This window comes from Arhodomonas aquaeolei DSM 8974, from assembly GCF_000374645.1.
GTDB classification, from domain to species: Bacteria; Pseudomonadota; Gammaproteobacteria; order Nitrococcales; family Nitrococcaceae; genus Arhodomonas; species Arhodomonas aquaeolei.
Genome location: NZ_KB894815.1, coordinates 20,728 through 43,625, shown reverse-complemented (window position 1 = coordinate 43,625; position 22,898 = coordinate 20,728). Strand labels below are relative to the sequence as shown.

Below are 22,898 nucleotides of genomic sequence, written 5' to 3'. Positions count from 1 at the left end.
CCTCCTCAGTACACCCGGGCCACCGGCTCGACGCTGGCGAACTCCGGCGTGCCGGTCTGCAGCCGCACGGGGCGCTCGCCCAGGCGCACGGCGCCGTTCGCGTCCAGCCAGGCGAGGCTGTGACGCATCCACTCGGTGTCATTCCGATCAGGGAAGTCCTCGCGGGCGTGGGCGCCGCGGCTCTCGGTGCGGTGGCGGGCGGCGTGCACGGTGGCCGCGGCGCAGCCGAGCAGGTTCTCCAGCTCCAGGGTCTCGATCAGGTCCGTGTTCCAGATGCGCCCGCGGTCGGTGACCGACACATCGGCGAAGCCCGCCAGCAGGGCGTCGATCCGGCGGCAGCCCTCCTCCAGGGTCTCGCCGGTGCGGAACACCGCCGCGTAGTCCTGCATGTCCCGCTGCAGGCCATCGCGCAGGCGAGCGGTGGGCGTCTCGCCGTCGGCGGTACGCAACCGCTCCAGGCGCTCGATCGCTGGCGTCGATGCCGCCGCCGGCAAAGCGCCGCGGTCCGGGCCCTCGCCGCGCAGCACCTCGGCCGCGCGAAGCGCGGCGGCGCGGCCGAAGACAATGAGGTCGAGCAGCGAGTTCGAGCCCAGGCGGTTGGCGCCGTGCACGGACACGCAGGCGGCCTCGCCGATGGCCATGAGGCCGGGGACCACCGCCTCCGGGTCGCCGTCACGGGGGGCGACCACCTCGCCGTGACGGTTCGTGGGGATGCCGCCCATGTTGTAGTGGACCGTGGGCAGCACCGGGATCGGCTCGCGGGTGACATCAATCCCGGCGAAGATACGCGCGGTCTCAACGATCCCCGGCAGGCGTTCGTTGATGACCTCCGGGCCCAGGTGGGCGAGGTGGAGATGGATATGATCGCCGCGCTCGCCGACCCCCCGGCCCTCGCGCATCTCCACGGTCATCGCACGGCTGACCACATCGCGGGAGGCGAGGTCCCTGGCGTTGGGCGCGTAGCGCTCCATGAACCGGTCGCCGTCGGCGTTGGTGAGGTAGCCGCCCTCGCCGCGCACGCCCTCGGTGATCAGACACCCGGAGCCGTAGATACCGGTGGGGTGGAACTGCACGAACTCCATGTCCTGCAGCGGCAGCCCGGCGCGCAGGGCCATGCCCGCGCCGTCGCCGGTGCAGGTGTGCGCGGAGGTGCACGAGAAGTACGCACGCCCGTAGCCCCCGGTGGCGAGCACGGTGATGCGCGCGCGGAAGCGGTGGACGCGGCCGGTGGCGAGCTCCAGGGCGACGACGCCGCGGCAGGCACCGTCGCCGTCCATGATCAGGTCGATGGCGAAGAACTCGATGTGGAACTCCGCCCGGTGCCGGAGCGACTGCTGGTAGAGGGTGTGCAGGATGGCGTGGCCGGTGCGGTCGGCGGCGGCGCAGGCGCGGTTGGCGCGGCCCTCCCCGAAGCGGGTGCTGTGCCCGCCCAGGGGCCGCTGATAGACCCGGCCGTCGCCGGTGCGCGAGAACGGCACCCCGAAGTGCTCGAGCTCGGTGATCGCCGCCGGCGCCGCCTCGCACATGGCGGCGATGGCGTCCTGGTCACCCAGCCAGTCGGAGCCTTTGATGGTGTCGTAGGCGTGCCAGCGCCAGTCGTCCTCATCCATGTTGCCCAGCGCCGCGGCGATGCCGCCCTGGGCGGCCACGGTGTGGCTGCGGGTCGGGAAGACCTTGGTCACGCAGGCAGTGTCTAGCCCCTGGGCGGCCATGCCCAGGGTGGCCCGGAGGCCGGCGCCTCCGGCGCCAACGACCACCACGTCGTGGTTGTGCTCAATGGTCGGCTCGGCGGACATGGGCGTGTTGTCACTCCTTTTCAGTCACGGATCGTCCCGGCAGGGGACGGCGGGCCACCGGGGAGGGACGACGGTGCGGCGGCGGACCGACTGCGGCCGGGGATGGCCGTAGTCAAGCGTACAGGGAGGTATTCACGGCGTGTCCGCCGCCGCACCGTCCCTCCCCGAACCGCGCGGCGCTCACACGCAGCGCGCCCCATCCACCTCCAGTGCCACGCCGCTGATGAACTCGGCCTCGTCGCTGGCGAGGTAGAGCGCGGCGTTGGCCACATCGGCGGGGCGAGACATGCGCCCGAGGGGGATGGTGGCGAGGAACTTCTTGCGGTTCTCCGGGGTGTCCGGCACGCCCATGAAGCGCTCGAGCATCCCGGTCTCGCCGATCACGGGGCAGATGGCGTTGACCCGGATGTTCTCCGGGCCCAGCTCAACGGCCATGGACTTGCTGGTGACGATGGCCGCGCCCTTGCTGCCGTTGTACCAAGTCAGCCCAGGGCGCGGCCGGACACCGGCGGTCGAGGCGATATTGATAATGTTGCCGCCGCCGCGCTTGCGCAAGTGCGGCACCGCCTCGAGGGCGGCCAGGTAGATGGACTTCACGTTGACCGAGTAGCAGCGGTCGAAGTCCTCCTCGGTGACGTCCATCATCGGCTGGTTCACGTGGGTGAAGCCGGCGTTGTTGACGATGGTGTCGAAGCCGCCGAAGCGCTCGACGGCGGTGTCGATCATCGCCTTCACGTCGGTGCGGTTAGCGACGTCGGCGCGCACGCCGATGGCGCTGTCGCCGATCTCGGCGGCGACGGCCTTCGCGCCCTCCTCGTTGAGGTCGGCGACCACCACCTTCGCGCCCTCGCGGGCGAACACCCGGGCGATCTCCGCGCCGAAACCCGACGCCGCGCCCGTGACCACCGCGATCCTGTCCTTCATCCTCATGGGACTCTCCTCCTCGCTATCCTTCATTCATATGTGACCGGGGTTTGGGCCGCGCGGGGTGAGAGGATCCCGCCGGGACACGCTGTGAACACCTCCCTGTACGCTCGACTGCGGCCATCCATGGCCGCAGACGGTCCCGGCGGGACCCTCCCACCCGCGCGCTCCGATTGCCGTCGCATCAGCCATGGTTGAGCACGACGGTCTTGACCACCGAGAACTCGCGCAGCGCCTCGAAGCCCTTCTCGCGCCCGTGGCCGCTCTTCTTCATGCCACCGAAGGGCAACTCGATGCCGCCGCCGGCGCCGTAGCCGTTGACGAAGACCTGCCCCGCGCGCACCCGCCGCGCCATGCGCATCTGGCGGGCTCCGTCGCGGGTCCAGATGCCCGCGACCAGGCCGTAGTCGGTGCCGTTGGCCAGGGCGACGGCGTCCGCCTCGTCGCGGAAGGGAATGGCGCAGAGCACCGGCCCGAACACCTCCTCACGGGCGATGGTGTGCTCCCGCGGCACCGGCCCGAGCAGCGTCGGCGCGACGTAGTAACCTTGCTCCGGCGTGCCTTCGGCGATGCGCCCGCGGGCGATCACCGGCACGCCGTCCGCCTCCGCGTCGGCGAGCATGCGCTGCACCCGCTGCTGCTGGGCGCGACTGACCAGCGGCCCACAGTTCGCGTCCGCGTCGTGGCTGGCGGTGACCAGCTCGCCGAAGGCGGCGGTCAGGCGCTCGATGAAGGCGTCGAAAACGCTCTCCTGCACCAGCACCCGGCTGCCGGCGGAGCAGGTCTGGCCGGCGTTCTGGACGATGGCCTTCTGCACCACCGGCAGCACGGCGTCGAAGTCGGCGTCGTCGAAGACGATCTGCGGCGACTTGCCGCCGAGCTCCAGCACGCAGCCGACGTGATTGCGCGCCGCCGCCTGCTGGACCAGCGTCCCCACCTCCGGGGAGCCGGTGAAGGCGAGGAAGTCGATATCCGGGTGGGAGGCCAGCGGCGCGCCGGCCTCCTCGCCGAGGCCGGTGACCACGTTGATGGCCCCCGGCGGGAAGCCCGCCTCGATGGCGAGGTCGGCGATGCGCAGCGGCAGCAGGCAGGCCTCCTCGGCGGGCTTGAGCACGGTGGCGTTGCCCATCGCCAGCGAGGGCGCGAGCGAGCGCCCGAACATCTGCGCCGGGTAGTTCCACGGAATGATGTGACCGGTCACGCCAAAGGGCTCGCGCAGGGCCATCACCGTGTAGCCGTCGAGGAACGGGATGGTCTCGCCGTGGACCTTGTCCGCCGCCGAGCCGTAGTACTCGAAGTAGCGCGCCGCGGCGACCATGTCCGCGCGGCCCTGGCTCAGCGGCTTGCCGGTGTCCCGGCTCTCGAGCTGGGCGAGCTCCTCGGCGTTGGCCTGGATCAGCTCGCCGACGCGCATCAGCAGCCGGCCGCGCTCGATGGCGGTGAGCCGGCCCCACTCGCCCTCCTCGAAGGCGTGACGGGCGGCGGCGACGGCCTCGTCCACCTCGGCGGCACCGCCGCGGGCGATCTGCGCGAACGCACCGTCGTCCGAGGGCGCGTGCACGGCGACCGCGCCACCACCGGCGGCGGCGCGCCACTGGTTGTCGATCAGGATCGTGACCGCTTCGCCGTCCGGCGAGATGTCGAGCTTCGTGCGGGTCATGAAATCTCCTCCTGTGTGGCGGCGTCCGCGTGGCTGCGCTCCAGGCTGCCCTCGCTCACCTCGCCGCGCTCTATGACGAGTGTCCGGTCGGCGAACTGCCGCAACAGCGCCGGGTTCGATTCGGTGATCACCAGGGTGATGTCTCGGTCACGCTCGCGCAGGGTGCGCAGCGCCTCCGCGTAACGGTTGGCCAGTGCCGGGGCGAGGCCCTGGAAGGGCTCGTCGAGGAGCACGACCCGGGTGCCGATCATCAGCGCCCGGCCGAGGGCGACCATCTTGCCCTGGCCGCCGCTGACCGTGCCGCCGGGGCGCTCGGCCATGTCCCGGAGCTCCGGGAGGATCTCGTAGACCCCGTCCAGCCGGCGCCGGATCTCCTCCGGTGCCACCCGCGCGGCGCGGGCCGGCAGCAGGATGTTCTCGCGCACGTTGAACGCGGAGAACAGCCGCCGGTCCTCGGGGGCGTAGCCGATCCCCAGACCAGGCCGGGCGTGGGCGGGGATGTCGTCGATGCAGCGATCGCCGAGATACAGCGAGCCGCTGTCCGGGGCGATGAACCCCATGACCGTGCGCAGGGTCGTGGTCTTGCCCGCGCCGTTGCGCCCGATCAGCGCCACGGTCGCCCCGGGCTCGAGGGTGAAGTCCACGTCGCGCAGGACGGGCACCCCCTGGATACGCGCATTGATGCCTTCAAATCGCAGCATGGCTACAACCCAATCACGTCGCGTTGCACGCCGGCGTCGGCGAGCACCTCGGCGGGCGTCCCCTCGATACGGATGCGCCCGGCGTCCCAGACCGCCACCCGCTCGGCGTAGCGCTCCACCATCTCCATGTCGTGCTCGACGAACACCGCCGTGACCTGCTGGTGGGCGAGCACCCGCAGCAGGGTGTCCATCACCTGGAACTTCTCCTGGGAGCTCACCCCGCTGGTGGGCTCGTCCATCAGCAGCACCCGCGGCTTGAGCGCCAGCGCCAGGGCGATGTCGATGAGCTTGCGCTGGCCCTCCGGCAGCGCGGTGACCACCTGGGCGGCGACGTCCGCCACGCCCATGAGCTCGAGCAGCTCCATCATCTCGTCGCGGGCTGTGGACGCGGACAGCGGCCGCCACAGCGAGCGCACCCGGTCCCGGGCGGCGGCGCCGATGAGCATGTTCTCGATCACCGTGTGCTCGAGGAACAGCTGCGGGATCTGGAACGCCCGGGCGATGCCGCGCCGGGTGATCCAGCGCGGGCTGCGCCCGGTGATCTCGGTGCCGTCGAAGCGCACCGTCCCGGACTTGGGCCGCAGGTAGCCGGTGCAGATATTGAGGAACGTGGTCTTGCCCGCCCCGTTGGGGCCGATGATCGCGAGATGGTCTGACTCGTGGACCGACAGGTCCACGCCGTCGGCGGCCTTCACCCCGCCGAACTCGATGTGCAGGTCACGGGCCTCGATGAGTGCCTGGCTCATGATGCCTCCCTCCCCGCCGGCGCGAACCGGCCGGATATCCGGTGCCACAGGCCGACGAGCCCCTCGGAGGCGAACAGCACGATCACCAGCAGGACCACGCCCAGCAGCAGCTGCCACATGTCCGCGGCGAGCACGGCGAGGTACATGCGCACGCCCTCGTAGACCAGCGCCCCGGCGAACGCGCCCAGCACGTGGCCGGCCCCGCCGAGGATGGCGATGAACACGAACTCCCCGGAGCGCACCCAGTAGGCATACTCCGGCGTCACCAGGCCCTGCATGACCGCCGCCAGGGTGCCGCCCACGCCGGCGAGCATCGCCGAGATCACGTAGGCCACCAGCAGCGTGCCCCGCGCCGAGATGCCCAGGTACTCCAGGCGGGTCTCGTTGGTCTTGATCGCCGCCAGGGCCCGGCCCGGTGCCGAGTTGAGGTAGCGGTGCACCAGCCAGCCGAGCACAGCCGCCGTCGCCAGGGCGACGTAGAACAGCGTGTACTCGAAGGGCAGCCGCTCCAGGCCGATGCCGAGCACGCTCGGACGCGAGAGGATCAGCCCGTCGCTGCCGCCGGTGTAGTGGTAGAACTTCTCCAGCACGGCGTAGAAAACCATGGAGAACGCCAGGTTGAGCATGCCGAAGAAGATGTAGCGGTAGCGCACCACGAACAGCCCGACCAGCAGGCCCAGCACGCCGCTGCCGAGGGCGCCGATCACCAGCAGGGTGAGCAGCTCGCCGCCACCGAGCAGCCGCGCGGCGAAGGCCGCCACGTAGGCGCTGGCCGCGAAGAACAGGGCGTGCCCGAAGGAGACCTGGCCGGCACGCAGCAGCACCACGATGCCGAGCACCGCGAGCCCTTTGGCGATCGCCAGCACCAGGAAGGTCTTGCTCCAGGGCGCGAACAGGGGCATGAGCGCGATCAGCGCCACCACCCCGAGCAACAGAAACCGGCCGCCGCGCATGTCAGATCTTCCTCGTCTGGACCGTGCCGAACAGCCCGTTGGGACGGACCAGCAGCACGAGCATCATGATGAAGTAGGGCATCAGCACGTCGAGCTCGGGCATCAGGTAGATCGCGAACGAGCGCCCCAGGCCGATCAGCACCGCGGTGACCGCGGCCCCCTCGACCTGCCCCAGGCCCGCGGTGACCACCACCGCGAAGGAGAGCACGATCATGTCCGCGCCCATGCCGAGCTGCACCGCCGTGGTCGGCGCCGCGAAAGCGCCGCCCAGGGCGGCCAGCACGGTGCCGATGGTGAAGGTCAGCAGGAACACCCGGTTGGCGTTCACCCCCATGGCCGTCGCCGCCTCGCGGTCCTCGGCGGTGGCGGTGATGAGGTGGCCGAGCAGGGTGTGATGCAGGAACCACCGCAGCCCTACCAGCGTGAGCACGGCCACACCGGGCAGCAGCAGCACCTGGTAGGCGTTGTAGGGGATGCCGAGCACGTTGATGGTGCCCATCGCGTCGACCAGGCTGCTCGCCGCGTAGGGCTGCACGCCGAAGACCAGGCGCTGGACGTCCTCGAGGATCATGAAGATGGCGAAGGTGACCAGCAGCTGCAGCACCTCCTCCTTGACGTAGATGTAGCGCAGCACGAAGCGCTCGATGACCAGCCCGAGCACGCCGCCGGCCATCGCCGCGCCGATGACCAGCGCCGGCAGGTGCAGCCAGGGGCTGAGCCCGGCGGAGGCGATCGCCAGGCCGATGCCCGCCGACAGGTACGCGCCGATGGCGTAGAAGCCGCCGTGGGCGATGTTGAGGATGCGCATCACGCCGAAGATCAGCGTCATCCCGACCGCCACCATGAAGACCTGCGAGGCATACGCCAGGCCGTCGAGCACGGCGAGCGTGAAGATGATGAGGTCCACGGTTCCCCTCCCGCTTCAGGCCGCGGGGCGCCGGAGCGCCCCGCGATCAGGCCGTCGTCGATCCGCCGGGCTTAGTGGCAGCCCGGATAGGTGGTGACGTCGGTGTCCAGGAGGTCCGCCGACAGGCCCTTGAGCCACTCGGTGGAATCCTCGCCGGCCGGGGTCGTGATCGCCTCGGCAGGGAAGACCGTGATGTCGCAGAGCTCGGCGATGTCCTTGCCCTCGACCTGCTTGGCGGTGCCGAGCATCTGGTCCTCCAGGCCCTGGTGATCCGCCGGGCGGATGGTGATCTCGCTGGTCGCACCGCGGAAGCTCAGACCCTCGAAGGCATCGGCCAGGGCCTCGGTGTCCGGCCACTCGCCGCCGTTGGCCTCGATGGCGCGGTCGTAGGCGGCCTGAAGCGCGTCGAACGCCTGGACCATGTGGAAGGCGGAGTAGATCGGCACGTTGCCGGTCTTCTCGCGGAAGCTGCTCACGAACTCGTTGAACTTCTCGTCGTCGGCATAGCCGGGATGGGCATAGTAGTGATCGCCACGGGCACCGACGATCGCCCCGGTGGGCATGTCCTCACCCAGGCGCTCCAGCGAGCTCTCGGCGAGGGGCAGCACCAGCGTCGAGCGCTCGTCGAGCCCGCGCTGCTTGGCCTGGCGCACGAAGTTGTCGAGATCGCCACCCCAGGAGGTGGAGAGCACCACGTCCGGGCGCATCGCCAGCAGCCGCGTGATCTCGGTGGAGAAGTCCGGGGTCCCGAACTTGGGGAAGAACTCGGCAACCACCTCGACGTCCGGCTTCAGGGTCTGCAGGGCGGTGCGGAAAATATTCCAGGAGTCGCGGCCCCAGGCGTAGTCCTGGTTGACGACGGCGATGGTCTCGAAGTCGGGGTGGGTCTTCAGCAGATACAGCACCGAGGCCAGCATCTCGGGGGTCGCGTTCGCCTGCGTGCGGAAGACGTAGTTGTAGTCGCCCTCCTCGAACACCCGCTGGGTGCCGCAGTCCCACATCAGGTTGATCACTTCGAGGTCCTCGGCGAGCGGCGCCACCTTCAGGCAGTTGCCGCTGGAGATCGAGGCGAACATGACGTCATAGTCCTCACTCTGCACCAGCCGACGGTACTCGGAGAGCAGATGCGCACTGCCCGCCCCCTCGTCGATGAAGCTCAGATTGACCGGCACGCCGTGGATCCCGCCGTTGGCGTTGATCCGCTCGGCCATGATCTCGGCGGCGGCACGGGCGGGCTCACCGAACACGGAGGCCGGGCCCGAGAGGAACGCGGAAATGCCGATGTCGATCTGCTCTGGCTTGTCGGCGGCGCCGGCCGTGCCGATGCCGAGCGCGCAGACGCCGGCGAGGAATGCGCGCCCCAGCGGGCGCAGCGGATTGCTCGTACCCATCATCTCTCTCCTCCAGCGAGGTTGTTCGTTCTGGTCGCTCCCCGTGGGGCGGCGACTCCGGACAAGCATGGCCGAGGAGAGGAATATCTCAATTATATATTTTTGATCCCGGCTATCGTTTTGCCGCATACCCCTGGGTATCGCAGAGCTCACCGCGCCAGCGCCCGTCCTCCACCAGCCCGCGGGCGCAGTGGGTGAGCAGCTCCGCCACCGCGCGGGCGGCATGGGAGATCGGGCGGTCCGAGGGCTCGGCGACGTAGACCGTGCGATCGATAGCAGGATTGACGATGCGCCGCGCCACCAGCTCACCGCGGGAGAGCTCCTCGTAGACCGCGGAGTGCGAGAGCACCGCCTGTCCGAGCCCGCGGCGCACCAGCGCCTTGATCTGGGTGAGGGCGTCGATCTCGGTGCGGATCCACAGCCGCACGCCGTTGTCCCGGGCGGCCTTCTCCACCAGCTCGCGCAGGCCGTGGGGACGGGCGGGCAGGATCAGCTCGAAGCGCTCGAGCTCCTGCATGTCCACCGTCTCATCGTCGCGGCCGGCCCCGGGGAGGCTGACCAGGTAGAGGTCCTCGGTGAGCAGCTGCCGGGCGGAAATACCCGGGGAGCGCTGCACGCCGTAGAGCATGGCGAGGTCGAGCTGGCCGGCGCGCAGCCAGTCCAGGATATAGCCGCTCATGCTCTCGACCACCCGCAGGGAGACATTGGGCAGCTCGTGATGGGCCATCTCCACCAGCGGCACGCCGAGCACCAGGCTCACCGAGTTGGGCAGCCCCAGGCGCACGCTCCCGTGGGGGTCGACGCTGCCCGCACGCAGCGCCTCCCGCGCCTGCTCCAGCTGGGAGAGGATGCTGCGCGCGTAGCCGAGCAGCTCCACGCCCGCCTCCGTCGGCGAGACCCCGCGGGCGGAGCGGGTGAGCAGGGTCACGCCCAGCTCCTCCTCCAGGTTGCGCACGTGCTGGCTGAGCGACGGCTGGGCGACATACAGCGACATCGCGGCCCGCTTGATGGAGCCGCTCTCCACGATCGCCACGAAATAGCGCAGCTGCCTCAGGTCCATCGGATGCTCTCCTCACAGCGGTGTTGCCCGGCCCCTCGCCCGGGCGACGCCGATAACCTATCCCGCCTATAGGAATTTTGTATCAATATCAGCGAGCACAATAGAAATCCTGAATTATGCTCCAGCACAGGTGCCGCGGATACCCCGACGGAACCGGCACCCCGTCCGCCGTAACGGCGGGCAGTACAACAACTATCGACTCTACAGGAGAGAAACCATGTCCAGTCACGGCATTACCATCGCCGCGCGTCCCCTGGCGCTCGCGGCCGCCGCAGTGCTTGGCCTGGCGGCCACGGCCCCCGCGTTCGCCGAGACCCCGATGGAGCGCCTGCAGGCGGACGCCCCGAAATCCTGGGGCCAGTGGGGCGACGACGACCAGGTCGGTGCGCTCAACTACCTCGGCGCCGAGCAGGTGAAGAACGGCGCGGCCGCCGTCTCCGGCGGCGAGATCTTCTCGCTGCAGATCCCGATGAGCCACAACTTCGGCCCGGTCTTCCCCGGGCGCATCCCGATGATGCATTACATGTCCCAGGACGAGAGCACCTTCGCCGCGGGCAAGAAGGACCCGCTGCCCGGCGGCGTGAAGTTCTCCGACGACGTCGCCTTCATGTATCTGCAGGGCACCACCCACGTCGATGCCCTGGGCCACGCCTGGTACGGCGAGCGGATCTACGGCGGTGTCTCCGCCGAGACCACCGTGGACGGCCACAGCCACGCGGACGTCGCCGCTATCGGCAAACGCGGCGTGGTGGGCCGGGCGGTGCTGCTCGACGTCGGCCGCCACATGGGCGGCGACGACACCCGCCTGGACAACGGCGAGTGCATCACCCTGGCGGACCTGAAGGCCACGGCCGAGGCCCAGGGCACCACCATCGGCAAGCGGGACATCGTCATCGTGCGCACCGGCTCCATGGCCCGCTATTTCGACGAGAAGACCAACAGCGAGTGGGACGCCATGTCGGAGCCGGGCCTGTGCTATAGCCACGAGATGGTGCAGTGGTTCGCCGACATGGAGACCCCGATGATCGCCGCGGACAACCTGGGCGTGGAGAAGGTGGTGCAGGAGATCGACGGCGACACCGTCGTGATCCCGCTCCACGGGGCGCTGATCCGCGACCTCGGCGTCGTCCTCTCCGAGATCTACTGGCTGGAAGGACTCGCCGACGACAGCGCCGAGGACGGGCAGTACACCTTCATGTTCGCCGCGGCACCGCTGCAGGTCGAGGGCGGCACCGGTGCACCGGTGAACCCCATCGCCATCAAGTAGGAGCGAGGGCGGCGGTGCCGAGGCATCGCCGCCCTGCTGGCGGCCCGGGGATCACCGGCCATAAACTCGGGGCGGACCGGCACACCGCCGGCGGACACCAGCAGGAACCCCGGATGCCCGACGTGGAATACCGCACCGACACCCCGGTCACCACTGCCCAGTTCACCGCGCTGCTCAACGCCTCCTCCCTGGGCGAACGACGGCCGGTGGACGACCCGGACTGCATTGCCGGCATGCTCGACAACGCCGACCTCACCGTCTCCGCCTGGGCCGGCGGACGACTCGTGGGCGTCGCCCGCTCGGTGACCGACTTCCATTACGCCTGCTACCTCTCGGACCTCGCGGTCGACCGTGCCTGGCAGGGTCGTGGCATCGGCCGCCGGCTCCTGGCGCTTACCCGCGACGGGCTTGGTCCGCGCTGCCGGGTGTTCCTGATCGCGGCCCCCGGCGCCGACAGCTACTACGAGCATATCGGGCTGACCCGCCAGCCCCGCTGCTGGGTGCTCACCAGGGACGATGCCCTGTCGTCGTGACCCCGCCCCTTGGAAAAGGTACCAAGTGAGCCTATATTCGGGATCACATGAACGGAGGTACGCCATGTCCGCCCACACCGAGGTCCAGCAGCTGGGCGAACTGCTCGGCCTGCCCGATCCCGCCGGCCTGTCCCACCTGAGCCTGTCCGAGGAGCTCGTTCACGGGCTGTCGGTATCGGCGCTGGACCGTCTCGCGCAGGAGATCGCCCCTGGGGACAAGGCGTTCCCGGAGATGATCGTCTCCCGCGCCACCCTCAAGCGGCGCCGGCGGGAAAAACGTCCACTGAGCGCCTACGAGAGCGAAAAGCTCGCACGCACGGCGGGCGTATGGCGCATGGCGCTGGACGTCTACCGCGACGAGGACCACGCCCGGCGCTTCCTCCACCAGCCCCACCCGCTGCTGGAGGGCCGGACGCCGCTGGCACTGGCCGTGGAGAGCAGCGTCGGCGCCGAGGCGGTTGAGCACATCCTCGGGCGGCTCAAGTACGGCTCCGCGGCGTGAGCGTCCAGCGCCTAGACCGGACGCTGAGCGCCTACCGCATCGGCGATCCGGACGGCGACTACCCGATCTACGACGCCACCGGCTCGCGGCGCTACCCCGGGCGCTGGAACACCGCCACCACCCCCGTGATCTACGCCTGCGAGCACTACTCCACCGCCATGCTGGAGAAGCTCGTGCATGCCGGCGGGCTAATGCCCCCGAACCAGCACTTCATCGAGATCACCCTGCCCCACGGGTTGAGCTACGAGATGGTCACCAAGGACGCGCTGCCTGGCTGGGACACCCCCGAGCCCTCCGTGTCCGCCGGGTTCGGTGCGCGCTGGGCCGCCGAGCGCCGCTCCGCGGTCCTGCTGGTGCCCTCGTTCGTCGCCCGGGTGGAGCACAACGTGGTCATCAACCCGGACCACGAGGAGTTCGAACGCATCGGCCACGGCCTGCCGACCCCGGTATGGTGGGACGACCGGCTGTTCGCCGAGTGAGACCGGCCCGCCGCCGGGGCGGCCGACCAGGAGACAGACCATGGACGCATTCATGCAGGCCGCACTGGACGAGGCCCGTCAGGGCTACCGCGAGGGCGGCATCCCCATCGGCTCCGTGCTCGTGCGCGACGGCCGCATCATCGGCCGCGGCCACAACCGCCGGGTCCAGGACGGCAGCGCGATCCGCCACGCCGAGATGGACGCACTGGAGAACGCCGGCCGCCTGCCCGCATCGGCCTACCGCGCCAGCACCCTCTACACCACGCTGTCGCCGTGCCCCATGTGCACCGGCGCCATCCTGCTCTACGGCATCCCCCGGGTGATCATCGGTGAGAACCGGACCTTCACCGGCGAAGAGGCACTGCTGCGCTCACGGGGTGTCACCGTGGAGGTCCTGCAGGAGACGGCGTGCATCGAGCTCATGAGCGCGTTCATCCGCGAGCGCCCCGAGCTCTGGAACGAGGACATCGGCGTGTGAGGCGCGGCCACCTCGACCCGGCGTGACACGGACACGCTTGAATCACGGCCGGGTGGCATCCATCCCTTTCCGGTGAATCCCTCTCGGCCCGTGCCACCGCCACGGGCCCGGGCCCCACGCCAACGGAGGCAGCATGGAATACCGCCAGCTCGGCCGCACCGGCCTCAAGGTCTCGCCGCTCAGCCTGGGGACGATGACCTTCGGCTCCAACTTCATCAACATCGCCGAGGTCGGCCAGGACGGCGCCGACCGCATGGTCGCCCGGGCCTGGGAGGCCGGCATCAACCTGTTCGACACCGCCGACGTCTACTCCTTCGGCGAGTCCGAGGAGATCCTCGGGCGGTCGCTGCGCAACGTCGGCATCGACCGCGACCAGGCCGTGATCGCCACCAAGGTCCGCGGCCCGATGAGCCCCGCCGCGGCCGAAGGCCGGGGCGACCCGAACAACGTCGGACTCTCGCGCAAGCACATCATGGCCGCCTGCGAGGCGAGCCTGCGGCGCCTTGGCACCGACCATATCGACCTCTACCAGGTCCACGGCTGGGACGTACGCACCGATGTCGAGGAGGTCCTGCGCGCCCTCGACGACCTGGTCCGCCAGGGCAAGGTGCTCTACACCGGCTGCTCCAACTGGCCGGCCCGCCACCTGGCCCGGGCGCTGACCCTGGCGGAGGCCCACGGCATGGAGCGCTTCGTCTCCCTGCAGGCGTACTACGCCCTGGTCGGGCGCGAGCTGGAGCACGAGCTGCTGCCGCTGTGCCGGGAGCAGGGCCTCGGGGTGCTGCCGTGGTCGCCCCTGGCCGGGGGCATGCTCAGCGGCAAGTTCCGCCGGGACAACACCGCCCCGGAGGACGCGCGGCGCAGCGGCTTCGACTTCCCGCCCATCGACCGCGAACGCGTCTGGGATGCGATCGACACGCTGGAGGCCGTCGCCGGCGAGACCGGCAGCACCATCCCCCGCGTCGCCCTCGCCTGGCTGCTGGCACAGCCCGGGGTAAGCAGCGTGATCGTCGGCGCCAAGCGCATGGAGCAGCTCGAGGACAACCTCGAGGCCGCCGAGCTCACCCTCAGCGACGAGCAGATCCGGCGGCTGGACGAGGTCACCCGGCCGGACCCCATCTACCCGGAGTGGATGGTCGAGCGCCAGAACGCCAGCCGCTAGCGTCCGCGAAACCGGTCACCGGGACCCGGACGGCGTCTCAGGCACGCCGCCGGGTCGCCAGTGACACGCCTGCGCTGGCGACGGCGATGCCCAGCCATCCGGCGGGCGTCACGGCCTCGCCCAGCACGACCCGGGCGATCACGGCAGCCATCGGCGGCACGAAGAAGAACAGTGACGCCACCCGGGCGACCTGTCCCGCCCGGGTCATGGCGAGCAACAGGGTGACCGCGACGAGGGAGTTCCCGATCACGAGATACCCGAGCGCGGCGGCGAACGGCACCGTCCATTCCAGGTGGCCTTCCCCGAGGAAGACCAGGGGGAGACACAGCGCCGCACCGAGGGCGTACTGGATCAGGTTCACGCTGACGGGGTGATGCCCCACGCCGAAGCGTCTCTCGTAGAGCATGGCGGCGACGATCCCCGCCAGCGCCCCCACGGCCAGTGCGACACCGGCAGGGGTCAGGCTCGTGCGGCCGCCACCGGCGAGAATCACCGTCATCGCGCCGGCGAGGCCCAGTACCAGCCCGCACCACTGTCCGGCACGCACACGCTCGCCGACCACCACCGGGGCGAACACCGCCACCAGTATCGGCTGGAGCGAGACGATCAGGGCGACCACGGTGGCGGAGGCCCCGCTATACAGCGACAGGTAGGTCAGCCCGAAGTACACCACCTGCACCAGCACACCCACGACCGCCACGTCGCGCCACTGCTGTGCCCCCCGGGGCAGCGCCGGGCGCAGGATTGCGAACAGCACCGCCATCGCCCCAGCGGCGCAGAGGTAACGCAGCTCCAGCAGCACGAACGGCGACGACGCGTGCAGCGCGACCTTGGCCACGGGGAAACCCGCAGACCAGAGCAGGACGAACACGCAGGGTGCCAGCGCCATCAGCCGCCGGGGATGGGCCGGGACGGCCCCGCTTGTCTCGGCCATGGGTAACGGCCTCCCGATCACTTGCCATAAGGGTCACGGGATTGAAGCACGGGGGGGTAACGCGCAAAAATTCACCAAATTTGCATATTATTGTGCAGATATGCGCAAATTCGACTGGCAGGATCTCCAGCACTTCCTGGCCCTCGCACACGGCGGCTCGCTCTCGGGCGCTGCCAGGGCGCTGGGCGTTGACCACGCGACGGTCAGCCGCCGCATAGCGGCGCTGGAGGCGGCACTGGACGTCAAGCTTGTCCACCGCCTGCCGCGCAGCGTGCGTCTGACACGGGAGGGCGAGGCCCTGCTCGACCGGGCCGCACTCGCCGAACGCGGCATGGTCCAGCTCGGACACTACCTCGACGCCCGCGCCGGCGCGGCGACTACGGAGGTCCGCGTCAGCGCCTCGCCGGCGGTCGCGACCCGGCTGGTGGCACCATCCCTGCCGGCGTTTCACCGCGACCATCCGGAGATCACGCTGACGCTGGCCGTCACCCCGGAGATCGCACAGCTGGACCGGGGCGAGGCCGAATTGGCGATCCGGCTCGTCGAGCCCACAGAGGGCGAACTGCTCGCCCGGCGGGCCGGCAGCATGGCATTCGGACTCTACGGCCCCCCGGGCTACGCCGCACGCCCCGGCGCAGAGTGGTCCTTCATCGGCTACGACGACACCTACGAGCACGTCACCCAGCAGCAGTGGCTGCGTTCGGTCGTCGGCAACCGGCCGGTCGTCTTCCGCTCCAGCGATCTGCTCGCGCAGCAGGAGGCAGCAGCGGCCGGCCTCGGCGCGGTATCGCTGCCCCGCTTCATCGGCGACGCGGACGACCGCCTGGTACGGCTGCCCCAGCAGCAGCCGCACCCGTCGGCCCCCATCTGGCTCGTCACCTACCCGGACCTGTTCCGCGCACCGCCCGTGGCCGCGGTCATGGCGTTCCTCGCCGGTATCGTCGCCGAGCACTGCCCCCGGGAAGACTGAGGGCCTGGACGGACGACGACGGCTCAGGCGCTCCGCCGTCCGGTCACCAGCCGCACCGCCAGCGCCCCCAGCACGAACCCCATGACGTAGCGCTGCACGGACAGCCATAGCGGCCGGCGCCGCAACCTGGCGGCGAGCGTCGACGCGGACAGCACGATCGCCAGGTTCACCGGCAGGCTGACGGCGATCTGCACCAGCCCCAGGAGCACGCCCTGGGTGAACAGCGACCCGTACGCCGGCGAGACGAACTGGGGGAACACCGAGAGGTAGAACACCGCGATCTTGGGGTTGAGGGCATTGGTCAGAAAGCCCGTCAGCAACAGCCGCCGGGGGCTTTCCTCCGGCAGCGTCCGGGCCTCGAACAGTAAGCCGGGGCCGGGGCGCACCATCCGCCAGGCGAGATAGAGCAGGTACGCCGCACCCAGCCAGCGAACGAGCTCATAGGCAAGGGGCACGGCCAGGAACAGCGCGGTCAGCCTGCCCGCGGCGGCGAGCACGTGGACGAGGAAACCGGCAATCACGCCCAGCAGCGAGAACACGCCCGCGGTCCGCCCCTGACAGATCGAACGGGAAACCAGATAGACCATGTTCGGGCCCGGACTGAGGACCATCACCAGCGCGGCGGCGGCGAAGACCAGGAGCTCCCCCGGTGGGATCATGACACGCCCTCGCGGATACGGCGGTAGTCCAGCCTGACCGGAACCGCGTTCCACGGCGAACGCCGGGCCCCTCGGGGGAATCACGATGCCCCCTTGCAGAGCGATTATCCCGCCTTCATTTAGTCAATCGGGATGACGGGGCACGGAAAGACGCTTATCAACCCTCGCAGGAGGTGCCTTGTGGACCTGATACGAATTATCTTCGCGATCCTGCTGCCGCCCCTCGGCGTGTTCCTCCAGGTCGGCCTGGGCGGACAGTTCTGGATCAACATCCTGCTCACGATCCTCGGCTACATCCCCGGCATCGTGCACGCGGTCTGGATCATCGCGCGGCGGTGAGCATCGACGCCCGGCCACGGGACGAGGCCGCCGCCCTACGCCGTCTCGAGCGCTTCGCCGTGTTCATGGACGCGGCGCTGCCCGTCCCGGGCACATCGTGGCGGATCGGTGCGGACGCCCTGGTCGGGCTGCTGCCGGGGATCGGCGACGGCGTGATGGCCGTGCTGGCGCTCTACCCCGTGTTGGAGGCCCGCCGCCTCGGGGTGAGACGGCGGACACTGGCGCGCATGCTCGCCAACATCGCCGTGGACTTCGCGGTGGGCAGCATCCCGCTGGCGGGCGATGTCTTCGACGCCGGCTTCCGCGCCAACCGCCGCAACGTCGACCTGCTCCGCCGGACACTGGCGGCGCGGCGCCGCGAATGAACGCTCGGGCGCGGACACCCGGGTCCGCTATCATGGCGCGGCAGCACACGCGAACGGAGGAGACCATGGCCGCCACCGCCGAGGAGATCATCCACGCCCTGTCCCTGGAGCCCCACGTGGAAGGCGGCTACTACCGGCGGACCTACCAGGCGGATGCCCAGCCGCGGGTGCTCACACCGGGGGGCGAGCGCCACGCCATGACCTCCATCCACTACCTGCTCACCGCCGCCGCCCCGGTCGGCCACTTCCACCGCAACCGCTCGGACATCGTGCACTACTTCCACATGGGCGATCCGGTCCGCTATCACCTCATCCACCGGGACGGACGCCTGGAGCAGGTGGAGATGGGTCACGACCTGGGCGCCGGCCAGCGCCTGCAGCTCACCGTCCCCGGGGGGGTGTGGAAGGCCTCCGAGCTGCTCGCCGGCGGACACGGTTACGGGTTCATCAGCGAGGCGGTATCCCCGGGCTTCGACTTCGCGGACATGACCCTGGCCGAACGCGACACCCTCGCCGCCGCCCACCCGGAGCACGCGGCGCTGATCCACCGGCTTACCCGGGGGTGACGACTGCGGGGGCCGCGCAACGCGGCCCCCGGCAGTGATAGACCCCGCCCGGCGGCAGGTTACGCCAGACCGGCTCGAACGCCACCGCGCGGAAGAACCGACGGTAGAGACCGTAGTACACCCACGGCATCACCGTGATCTGGCTCACCCAGGGACCACCCCGCTCGGCCAGAACGGCGAACACCCGCTCGCGCAGCACCGGCGGCAGGCTCGGCGTGGGCAACCCGCTGAGCACGCCGTCGAGCCGGGAGATGCCACGCTCGCGCAGCAGTGCGTCGAGGTCGGCGACGTCGGCGACCACCACCTCCGCCCGGGGCACGGTCCAGGCGGCGAGCGCGGCGAAGTCCGCGTCGCGCTCCACGGCGATGAGGCGGCTGTCCGGATGCATCCGTGCGGCAGCGGCACGGGTGATGCTCCCGGTGCCGGCACCGAGCTCGAGCAGCCGCTGCGGCCGCGCCGGGTCCACGCCCCGGCAGGTCGCGGCGGCGAGGTGACGGCTTGACGGCGCGAACGACGCCACCCGTCGGCCCTGCTGGAGGTACTTGCGCAGGTACAGCCGCCGCTCGCCCTGCGCGTGTACGTGCATCCGCGTCATCGTGCCTCCGCTGTGTCGCCGCCCTGATACCGGGCCCGTCGGCGTAGGCTAGCGGCGGGGTGCTACACCACCACGACAGCGGGGTTACACAAGGTCGACGGCGGTTGGCGGAGGCGCTGGGATGAAATTCGCTGATGCGCGCCCCGGTCACCGGCGCCGGAGGACTACGCCCCAAAGACGGATCGGCGTGTATCCGCTGCCGCGGCCCGGATTCAGCCGGCAGATTGTCATGCGCATGCAATCCGCAAAGCCTACGGTTGGCGAGCGCGAGCCGGTCCGGAGCACCGGCAGCGGTGTCCTTTCCCAGCAGGCAGTACGGCTATTATGCGCGACGTCACCATCCGCGCGAGACTCTGGATCACCCTGGCCGTCCTCGTCGGGGCGATCGCCGCAGTCTCGCTCACCGGCTTCTGGCAGATCTCCCGGCTGGACGCCGCGGTCACCGCCGTCGCCGACCGGGCGCTGGCCCGCGTGCGCGACGCCCAGCAGGTCCGCGGCACGATCACCGCGATAGAACGCGCGGACAAGGGCGCGCTGCTGGCCAGGGCCTCGCTGGACATCCGCGGTGCCAAGACCTACTTCGCCGAGGCTAAGCAGGCCTTCGAGACCCTGGACACACTGATCGCCCGGCTCGACGCCACAACCACCGGCTCCGCGCAGAGCGAGCGCCTGGCGCGCTTTCGCGAGACCATAGAGCGTTACCGCAAGCTCCATGGCCAGCTCCGGGACAAGGCGAACAAGGGAATGGTACAGCCGGCCATCAAGCTCAGCGAGAACCAGGGGGATGCGCTACTGGGAAGCGCCCAGGAGACGCTCAACGCCTACATCGACGGCGTCGACGCCGCGGCCGCACGGGCCCGCACCCGCGCCGTCGAGGGCGCCCGTGCGGCGCGGCTGTGGATTACCGGCGTCGCCTCCGTGGCGGTACTCACCGGCCTGCTGCTCACCGCCCTGCTTGCGGGCCACATCCGCCGCGGGCTGGCCCGTGTGGTCGCCGCCGCGGACGCCGTCGCCGGCGGCGACCTCACCGCCCGGGTGAACTGGCCACGCAACGACGAGATCGGCCGCATGAGCCGCGCGCTGGAGCGCAGCTTCGCCGAGTTCGCGGGGTCGGTAGACGCCATTCGCACCGCGGACCGGGCCCTGGGCGCGGCCGCCGACGCCCTCTACCGGCGCAGCACCGAGACCCTGGACGGGGTCCGGCAGCAGGACGAACGCCTGGAAGAGGCCGTAACCGCGGCCACCCAGAGCGCGGGCGCAGTCGAGGAGGTCGCCGCCGCGGCGAGCGAGGCCGACGGCACCACCGCGGACGTCGACGCGCGCATCCGCGACGGCCGCGCCCGGCTGGAGGCGGGCCTAGAGCGGGTGCGCGCCGCGGAGCGGGACCTTGGCGAGACCGCGGAACAGCTGGAGGCGCTGAACGGCCACTGCGAGACCATCGGCGAGGTGGTCGAGGTCATCGATGGCATCGCCCGCCAGACCAACCTCCTGGCGCTGAACGCCGCCATCGAGGCCGCTGGGGCGGGTAACGCCGGCAAGGGCTTCGCGGTGGTCGCCGAGGAGGTCCGGGCGCTCGCCCAGCGCAGCAGCCGGTCCACGGAAAACATCCAGACCAGCGTCACCGAGCTCCAGCGCCTCGCCGGCGAGGGGCGGGCGGCGATGTCGCACAGCCTGACCTCCGCACAGACCGCCCGGGAAGAGACCGGACGGGCCAATGAGGCCTTCGGCGACATCGCCACCGGCGCCCGACACATCCGCGAGCACACCGAACGCATCGCCACCGCCTCCGAGGAGCAGACCCGCGTGGGCGCAGAGCTGCGCCGCCAGCTCGAGGCGGTCAGCGAGATCGCCACGCAGACCACCTCCAGCAGCGAGGCCAACGCCGAGGTCGCCGAATCCCTACGCACCCAGGCGGCAGAGCTTGCCCAACGCGTCGAACGCTTTCGCACCGCCTAGCAGCCTCTCGGATTTAGGCTGAATTGGCTGCGAAATGGTACAGTGGTCCTTCTGGATGCTTCTTCTCGTTGCATAAGACCCACTATGCGCCTCGAATGAGCATCCAAATCGCCTCGCTGCCCCACACCCACGCTCGAATCCACCTAAACCCGACAGACCACTAGCCGTCGGCGGCGGCGCCATCCACAGCCCCATCGACGGACGCCGACTCGCCGTCCGGCCGGCACCGGCGGTCCACGAACAGGCTGTTGCCCGGCTCGCGCTTGGCGCAGTGCTTGATCTCGGCGAGCACCGTAGCGACCTGGTAGTGGCTGGTGAAGCGCCGGTCCAGCACGGGAACGGCGGCGAGGGAGATGGAGAGCAGGGGGAAGCGTTGCGGGCTGCCCTGGCGGTCACGGGTATCGATGCCGCCGCATTCGCGCTCCCGGGCATCGTAGAGGGACGGCACGTGGGCGGCGAAGTCCTCGAGCAGCGCCTGGCAGCGGTACTCCCAGTCGCTGCCCCTGAGCAGCAGCACGAAGTCGTCGCCGCCGACGTGGCCGGCGAAGTCCCCGGCGTGGAGCCGCGCCTGCAGGATCCGGGCGGTGGCCAGGATGGCCTCGTCACCGCGTTGGTAGCCGTAGAAGTCGTTGTAGGCCTTAAAGTGATCGAGGTCCGCGTGAACCACGGTGAACGGCGTACCCGCGGCGAGCAGGGCGTCGATATGCTGCTCGATGCGCACGTTTCCCGGCAGTCCGGTCAACGGGTTGGCGTGGCGGGCGCTGTGGATCTGGAGATCGGTGATCCGGCGCAGCAGGTCGAAGACGCTGCCCACGCCCAGGTAGCGCCCGTCGGCATCGGTGATGAGGATGGCCTCATCGGCGTCGTCGGCCTCGGTCACCCGCCGGCTCAACGCCTCCAGGGGCAGGTCGCCGGGGACAGTGACCGTGGAAGACTCGACGAAGGCCGTGACCGCGCGCCCGGCGAACAGGGCATGGCCGTAGTTGTGCGCGAGCCTGGAGAGTAGGGTATCCCGGCGCACGATGCCCACGGCCCGGCCGTCCCGCCCCACCAGGGGCACACAGCGGAGGTCCGCTTCCGCACGGAACCGCGCCGCGACCTCGGCGACGCTGGCCGTGGGCGCCGCCGGGACGACCTCGCGCGCGAGCACCCGCGCGGTGGGCCGCTGGACGGCGGCACCGGGCACGCCGCCGACGTCCTCACCGGGCATGGGCTGGTCCACGCTGAGTGGGCGCGCCGCCGGCCGGCCGAAGAGGTAGCCCTGGGAGTGGGTCATACCCAGCGCGCGCAGCGCCGTGTACTCCGCCTCGGTCTCGATCCCCTCGACGATGACCCGCGTGCCCATGCGCCGAGCCATGTCCAGCACCGAACGCACCACCTCGCGCTTGCCGGCATCGGACTCGACGCCGCTGGCGAAGTGGCGGTCGATCTTGACGTAGTCCGGGCGCAGCTCCGACCAGTGACGCAGCCCGGCATAGCCGGCACCGAGGTCGTCCAGGGCGACCGCGAAGCCCATCGAGCGGTAGTGATCCACGGCGTGGCGCACGATGGCATAGTCGTGGATGGGGAACTGCTCGGTGATCTCGATGACCACCCGCTCCGGGGCGACGCCGGCACGTTCGAGGAAACGCAGGGTCTCACCGGTGGGGTGATCGCTGGCGACCACGGCGTCCGGGGTGACGTTGAGGAACAGCCGCCCGGGACAGCCCGCCCGACCGAAGGCCTGGATGGCGACCTCGCGGCAGAGCAGATCCAGCTCCACCAGTCGGCCCTCACGCGCGGCCGCGTCGAAGAGCTTGAGCGGCGAATGCAGCGGCCCGGACGACGGTCCGCGAATGAGCGCCTCGTGCCCCCAGAGCCCGCCCGAGGGGCAGGTGAGGATCGGCTGGAACAGCGCGGTGAGCGCCCGCGCCGCGAATATCGCATCCAGGCTTTCGCGTTCGATCATGGCGTAT

General features: G+C 70.3%; 24 protein-coding genes. 11 read left to right on the top strand and 13 right to left on the bottom strand.

Going from position 1 to position 22,898, the window contains the following annotated elements; genetic code table 11:
- Positions 1-5 precede the first annotated feature (5 nt).
- The 9 genes from sdhA to C516_RS0114405 all read right to left on the bottom strand — a co-directional run bounded on the left by sdhA (position 6) and on the right by C516_RS0114405 (position 10,138).
- Positions 6-1,796, bottom strand: coding sequence for a succinate dehydrogenase flavoprotein subunit (gene sdhA / locus C516_RS0114445; protein WP_018719124.1), 1,791 nt, complete (start codon positions 1,794-1,796; stop codon positions 6-8).
- Positions 1,797-1,976: 180 nt separating this feature from the next.
- Entirely contained in the window at positions 1,977-2,726 is a 750-nt protein-coding gene (locus C516_RS0114440) for a glucose 1-dehydrogenase (RefSeq protein WP_018719123.1), read from the bottom strand.
- A 178-nt stretch (positions 2,727-2,904) separates the two neighbouring features.
- On the bottom strand, positions 2,905-4,380 hold the full coding sequence (locus C516_RS0114435; RefSeq protein ID WP_018719122.1) for an aldehyde dehydrogenase family protein: 1,476 nt from the start codon (positions 4,378-4,380) through the stop codon (positions 2,905-2,907).
- A complete protein-coding gene (locus C516_RS19660; RefSeq protein WP_018719121.1) occupies positions 4,377-5,081 on the bottom strand; it encodes an ABC transporter ATP-binding protein in 705 nt (234 codons plus the stop codon). The genes C516_RS0114435 and C516_RS19660 overlap by 4 nt, the downstream gene beginning before the upstream one ends.
- A 2-nt stretch (positions 5,082-5,083) precedes the next feature.
- Positions 5,084-5,827 carry an ABC transporter ATP-binding protein gene (locus C516_RS0114425; protein ID WP_018719120.1) on the bottom strand — a complete coding sequence of 248 codons (744 nt, stop codon included), beginning with the start codon at positions 5,825-5,827 and terminating at the stop codon, positions 5,084-5,086.
- Complete coding sequence (locus C516_RS0114420; RefSeq protein ID WP_018719119.1) at positions 5,824-6,780, bottom strand: branched-chain amino acid ABC transporter permease; 957 nt, start codon at positions 6,778-6,780, stop codon at positions 5,824-5,826. Before C516_RS0114420 ends, C516_RS0114425 begins: the two co-directional genes overlap by 4 nt.
- 1 nt (position 6,781) lies before the next feature.
- Entirely contained in the window at positions 6,782-7,687 is a 906-nt protein-coding gene (locus C516_RS0114415) for a branched-chain amino acid ABC transporter permease (RefSeq protein ID WP_018719118.1), read from the bottom strand.
- A 71-nt stretch (positions 7,688-7,758) separates the two neighbouring features.
- Positions 7,759-9,078: an ABC transporter substrate-binding protein gene (locus tag C516_RS0114410; protein ID WP_156831260.1), complete on the bottom strand. Its 1,320-nt coding sequence runs from the start codon at positions 9,076-9,078 to the stop codon at positions 7,759-7,761.
- Between the two features lie 112 nt (positions 9,079-9,190).
- Positions 9,191-10,138 carry a LysR family transcriptional regulator gene (locus C516_RS0114405; RefSeq protein ID WP_018719116.1) on the bottom strand — a complete coding sequence of 316 codons (948 nt, stop codon included), beginning with the start codon at positions 10,136-10,138 and terminating at the stop codon, positions 9,191-9,193.
- A gap of 217 nt (positions 10,139-10,355) precedes the next feature.
- Between C516_RS0114405 and C516_RS0114400 the strand changes: the two genes are divergently transcribed.
- The 6 genes from C516_RS0114400 (at position 10,356) to C516_RS0114375 (ending at position 14,559) form a co-directional block, all read left to right on the top strand.
- Positions 10,356-11,405 (top strand): cyclase family protein, encoded by a 1,050-nt coding sequence (locus tag C516_RS0114400; protein WP_018719115.1) that lies wholly within the window; start codon positions 10,356-10,358, stop codon positions 11,403-11,405.
- A 113-nt stretch (positions 11,406-11,518) separates the two neighbouring features.
- Entirely contained in the window at positions 11,519-11,938 is a 420-nt protein-coding gene (locus tag C516_RS0114395; protein ID WP_018719114.1) for a GNAT family N-acetyltransferase, read from the top strand.
- A gap of 64 nt (positions 11,939-12,002) precedes the next feature.
- The gene (locus C516_RS0114390) at positions 12,003-12,440 is read left to right on the top strand and encodes an antitoxin Xre/MbcA/ParS toxin-binding domain-containing protein (RefSeq protein ID WP_018719113.1); all 438 of its coding nucleotides are present in this window, start codon (positions 12,003-12,005) and stop codon (positions 12,438-12,440) included.
- Complete coding sequence (locus C516_RS0114385) at positions 12,437-12,919, top strand: RES family NAD+ phosphorylase (RefSeq protein ID WP_018719112.1); 483 nt, start codon at positions 12,437-12,439, stop codon at positions 12,917-12,919. The genes C516_RS0114390 and C516_RS0114385 overlap by 4 nt, the downstream gene beginning before the upstream one ends.
- 40 nt (positions 12,920-12,959) lie before the next feature.
- Positions 12,960-13,397: a nucleoside deaminase gene (locus C516_RS0114380; RefSeq protein WP_018719111.1), complete on the top strand. Its 438-nt coding sequence runs from the start codon at positions 12,960-12,962 to the stop codon at positions 13,395-13,397.
- Positions 13,398-13,530: 133 nt separating this feature from the next.
- Positions 13,531-14,559 carry an aldo/keto reductase gene (locus C516_RS0114375; RefSeq protein WP_018719110.1) on the top strand — a complete coding sequence of 343 codons (1,029 nt, stop codon included), beginning with the start codon at positions 13,531-13,533 and terminating at the stop codon, positions 14,557-14,559.
- Positions 14,560-14,596: 37 nt separating this feature from the next.
- Here C516_RS0114375 and C516_RS0114370 read toward each other — a convergent pair whose 3' ends face one another.
- Positions 14,597-15,493, bottom strand: coding sequence for a DMT family transporter (locus C516_RS0114370; protein ID WP_018719109.1), 897 nt, complete (start codon positions 15,491-15,493; stop codon positions 14,597-14,599).
- Positions 15,494-15,593: 100 nt separating this feature from the next.
- On the opposite strand from C516_RS0114370, the gene C516_RS0114365 reads away from it, so the two are divergent.
- On the top strand, positions 15,594-16,463 hold the full coding sequence (locus C516_RS0114365; RefSeq protein ID WP_018719108.1) for a LysR family transcriptional regulator: 870 nt from the start codon (positions 15,594-15,596) through the stop codon (positions 16,461-16,463).
- 23 nt (positions 16,464-16,486) lie between these two features.
- Here the strand turns inward: C516_RS0114365 and C516_RS0114360 are convergent, their stop codons facing one another.
- A complete protein-coding gene (locus C516_RS0114360) occupies positions 16,487-17,122 on the bottom strand; it encodes a LysE family translocator (protein ID WP_018719107.1) in 636 nt (211 codons plus the stop codon).
- A 180-nt stretch (positions 17,123-17,302) separates the two neighbouring features.
- On the opposite strand from C516_RS0114360, the gene C516_RS20900 reads away from it, so the two are divergent.
- The 3 genes from C516_RS20900 (at position 17,303) to C516_RS0114345 (ending at position 18,392) form a co-directional block, all read left to right on the top strand.
- Entirely contained in the window at positions 17,303-17,461 is a 159-nt protein-coding gene (locus C516_RS20900) for a YqaE/Pmp3 family membrane protein (protein WP_018719106.1), read from the top strand.
- Complete coding sequence (locus tag C516_RS0114350) at positions 17,458-17,826, top strand: DUF4112 domain-containing protein (RefSeq protein ID WP_018719105.1); 369 nt, start codon at positions 17,458-17,460, stop codon at positions 17,824-17,826. The genes C516_RS20900 and C516_RS0114350 overlap by 4 nt, the downstream gene beginning before the upstream one ends.
- Before the next feature lie 65 nt (positions 17,827-17,891).
- Positions 17,892-18,392, top strand: coding sequence for a cupin domain-containing protein (locus C516_RS0114345; RefSeq protein ID WP_018719104.1), 501 nt, complete (start codon positions 17,892-17,894; stop codon positions 18,390-18,392).
- Here C516_RS0114345 and C516_RS0114340 read toward each other — a convergent pair.
- Entirely contained in the window at positions 18,379-18,987 is a 609-nt protein-coding gene (locus C516_RS0114340; RefSeq protein ID WP_018719103.1) for a hypothetical protein, read from the bottom strand. The genes C516_RS0114345 and C516_RS0114340 overlap by 14 nt on opposite strands.
- 324 nt (positions 18,988-19,311) lie before the next feature.
- On the opposite strand from C516_RS0114340, the gene C516_RS0114335 reads away from it, so the two are divergent.
- The gene (locus C516_RS0114335) at positions 19,312-20,943 is read left to right on the top strand and encodes a methyl-accepting chemotaxis protein (RefSeq protein ID WP_018719102.1); all 1,632 of its coding nucleotides are present in this window, start codon (positions 19,312-19,314) and stop codon (positions 20,941-20,943) included.
- 160 nt (positions 20,944-21,103) lie between these two features.
- Here the strand turns inward: C516_RS0114335 and C516_RS19650 are convergent, their stop codons facing one another.
- Positions 21,104-22,891 (bottom strand): bifunctional diguanylate cyclase/phosphodiesterase, encoded by a 1,788-nt coding sequence (locus tag C516_RS19650; RefSeq protein WP_018719101.1) that lies wholly within the window; start codon positions 22,889-22,891, stop codon positions 21,104-21,106.
- Between the last annotated feature and the right edge of the window lie 7 nt (positions 22,892-22,898).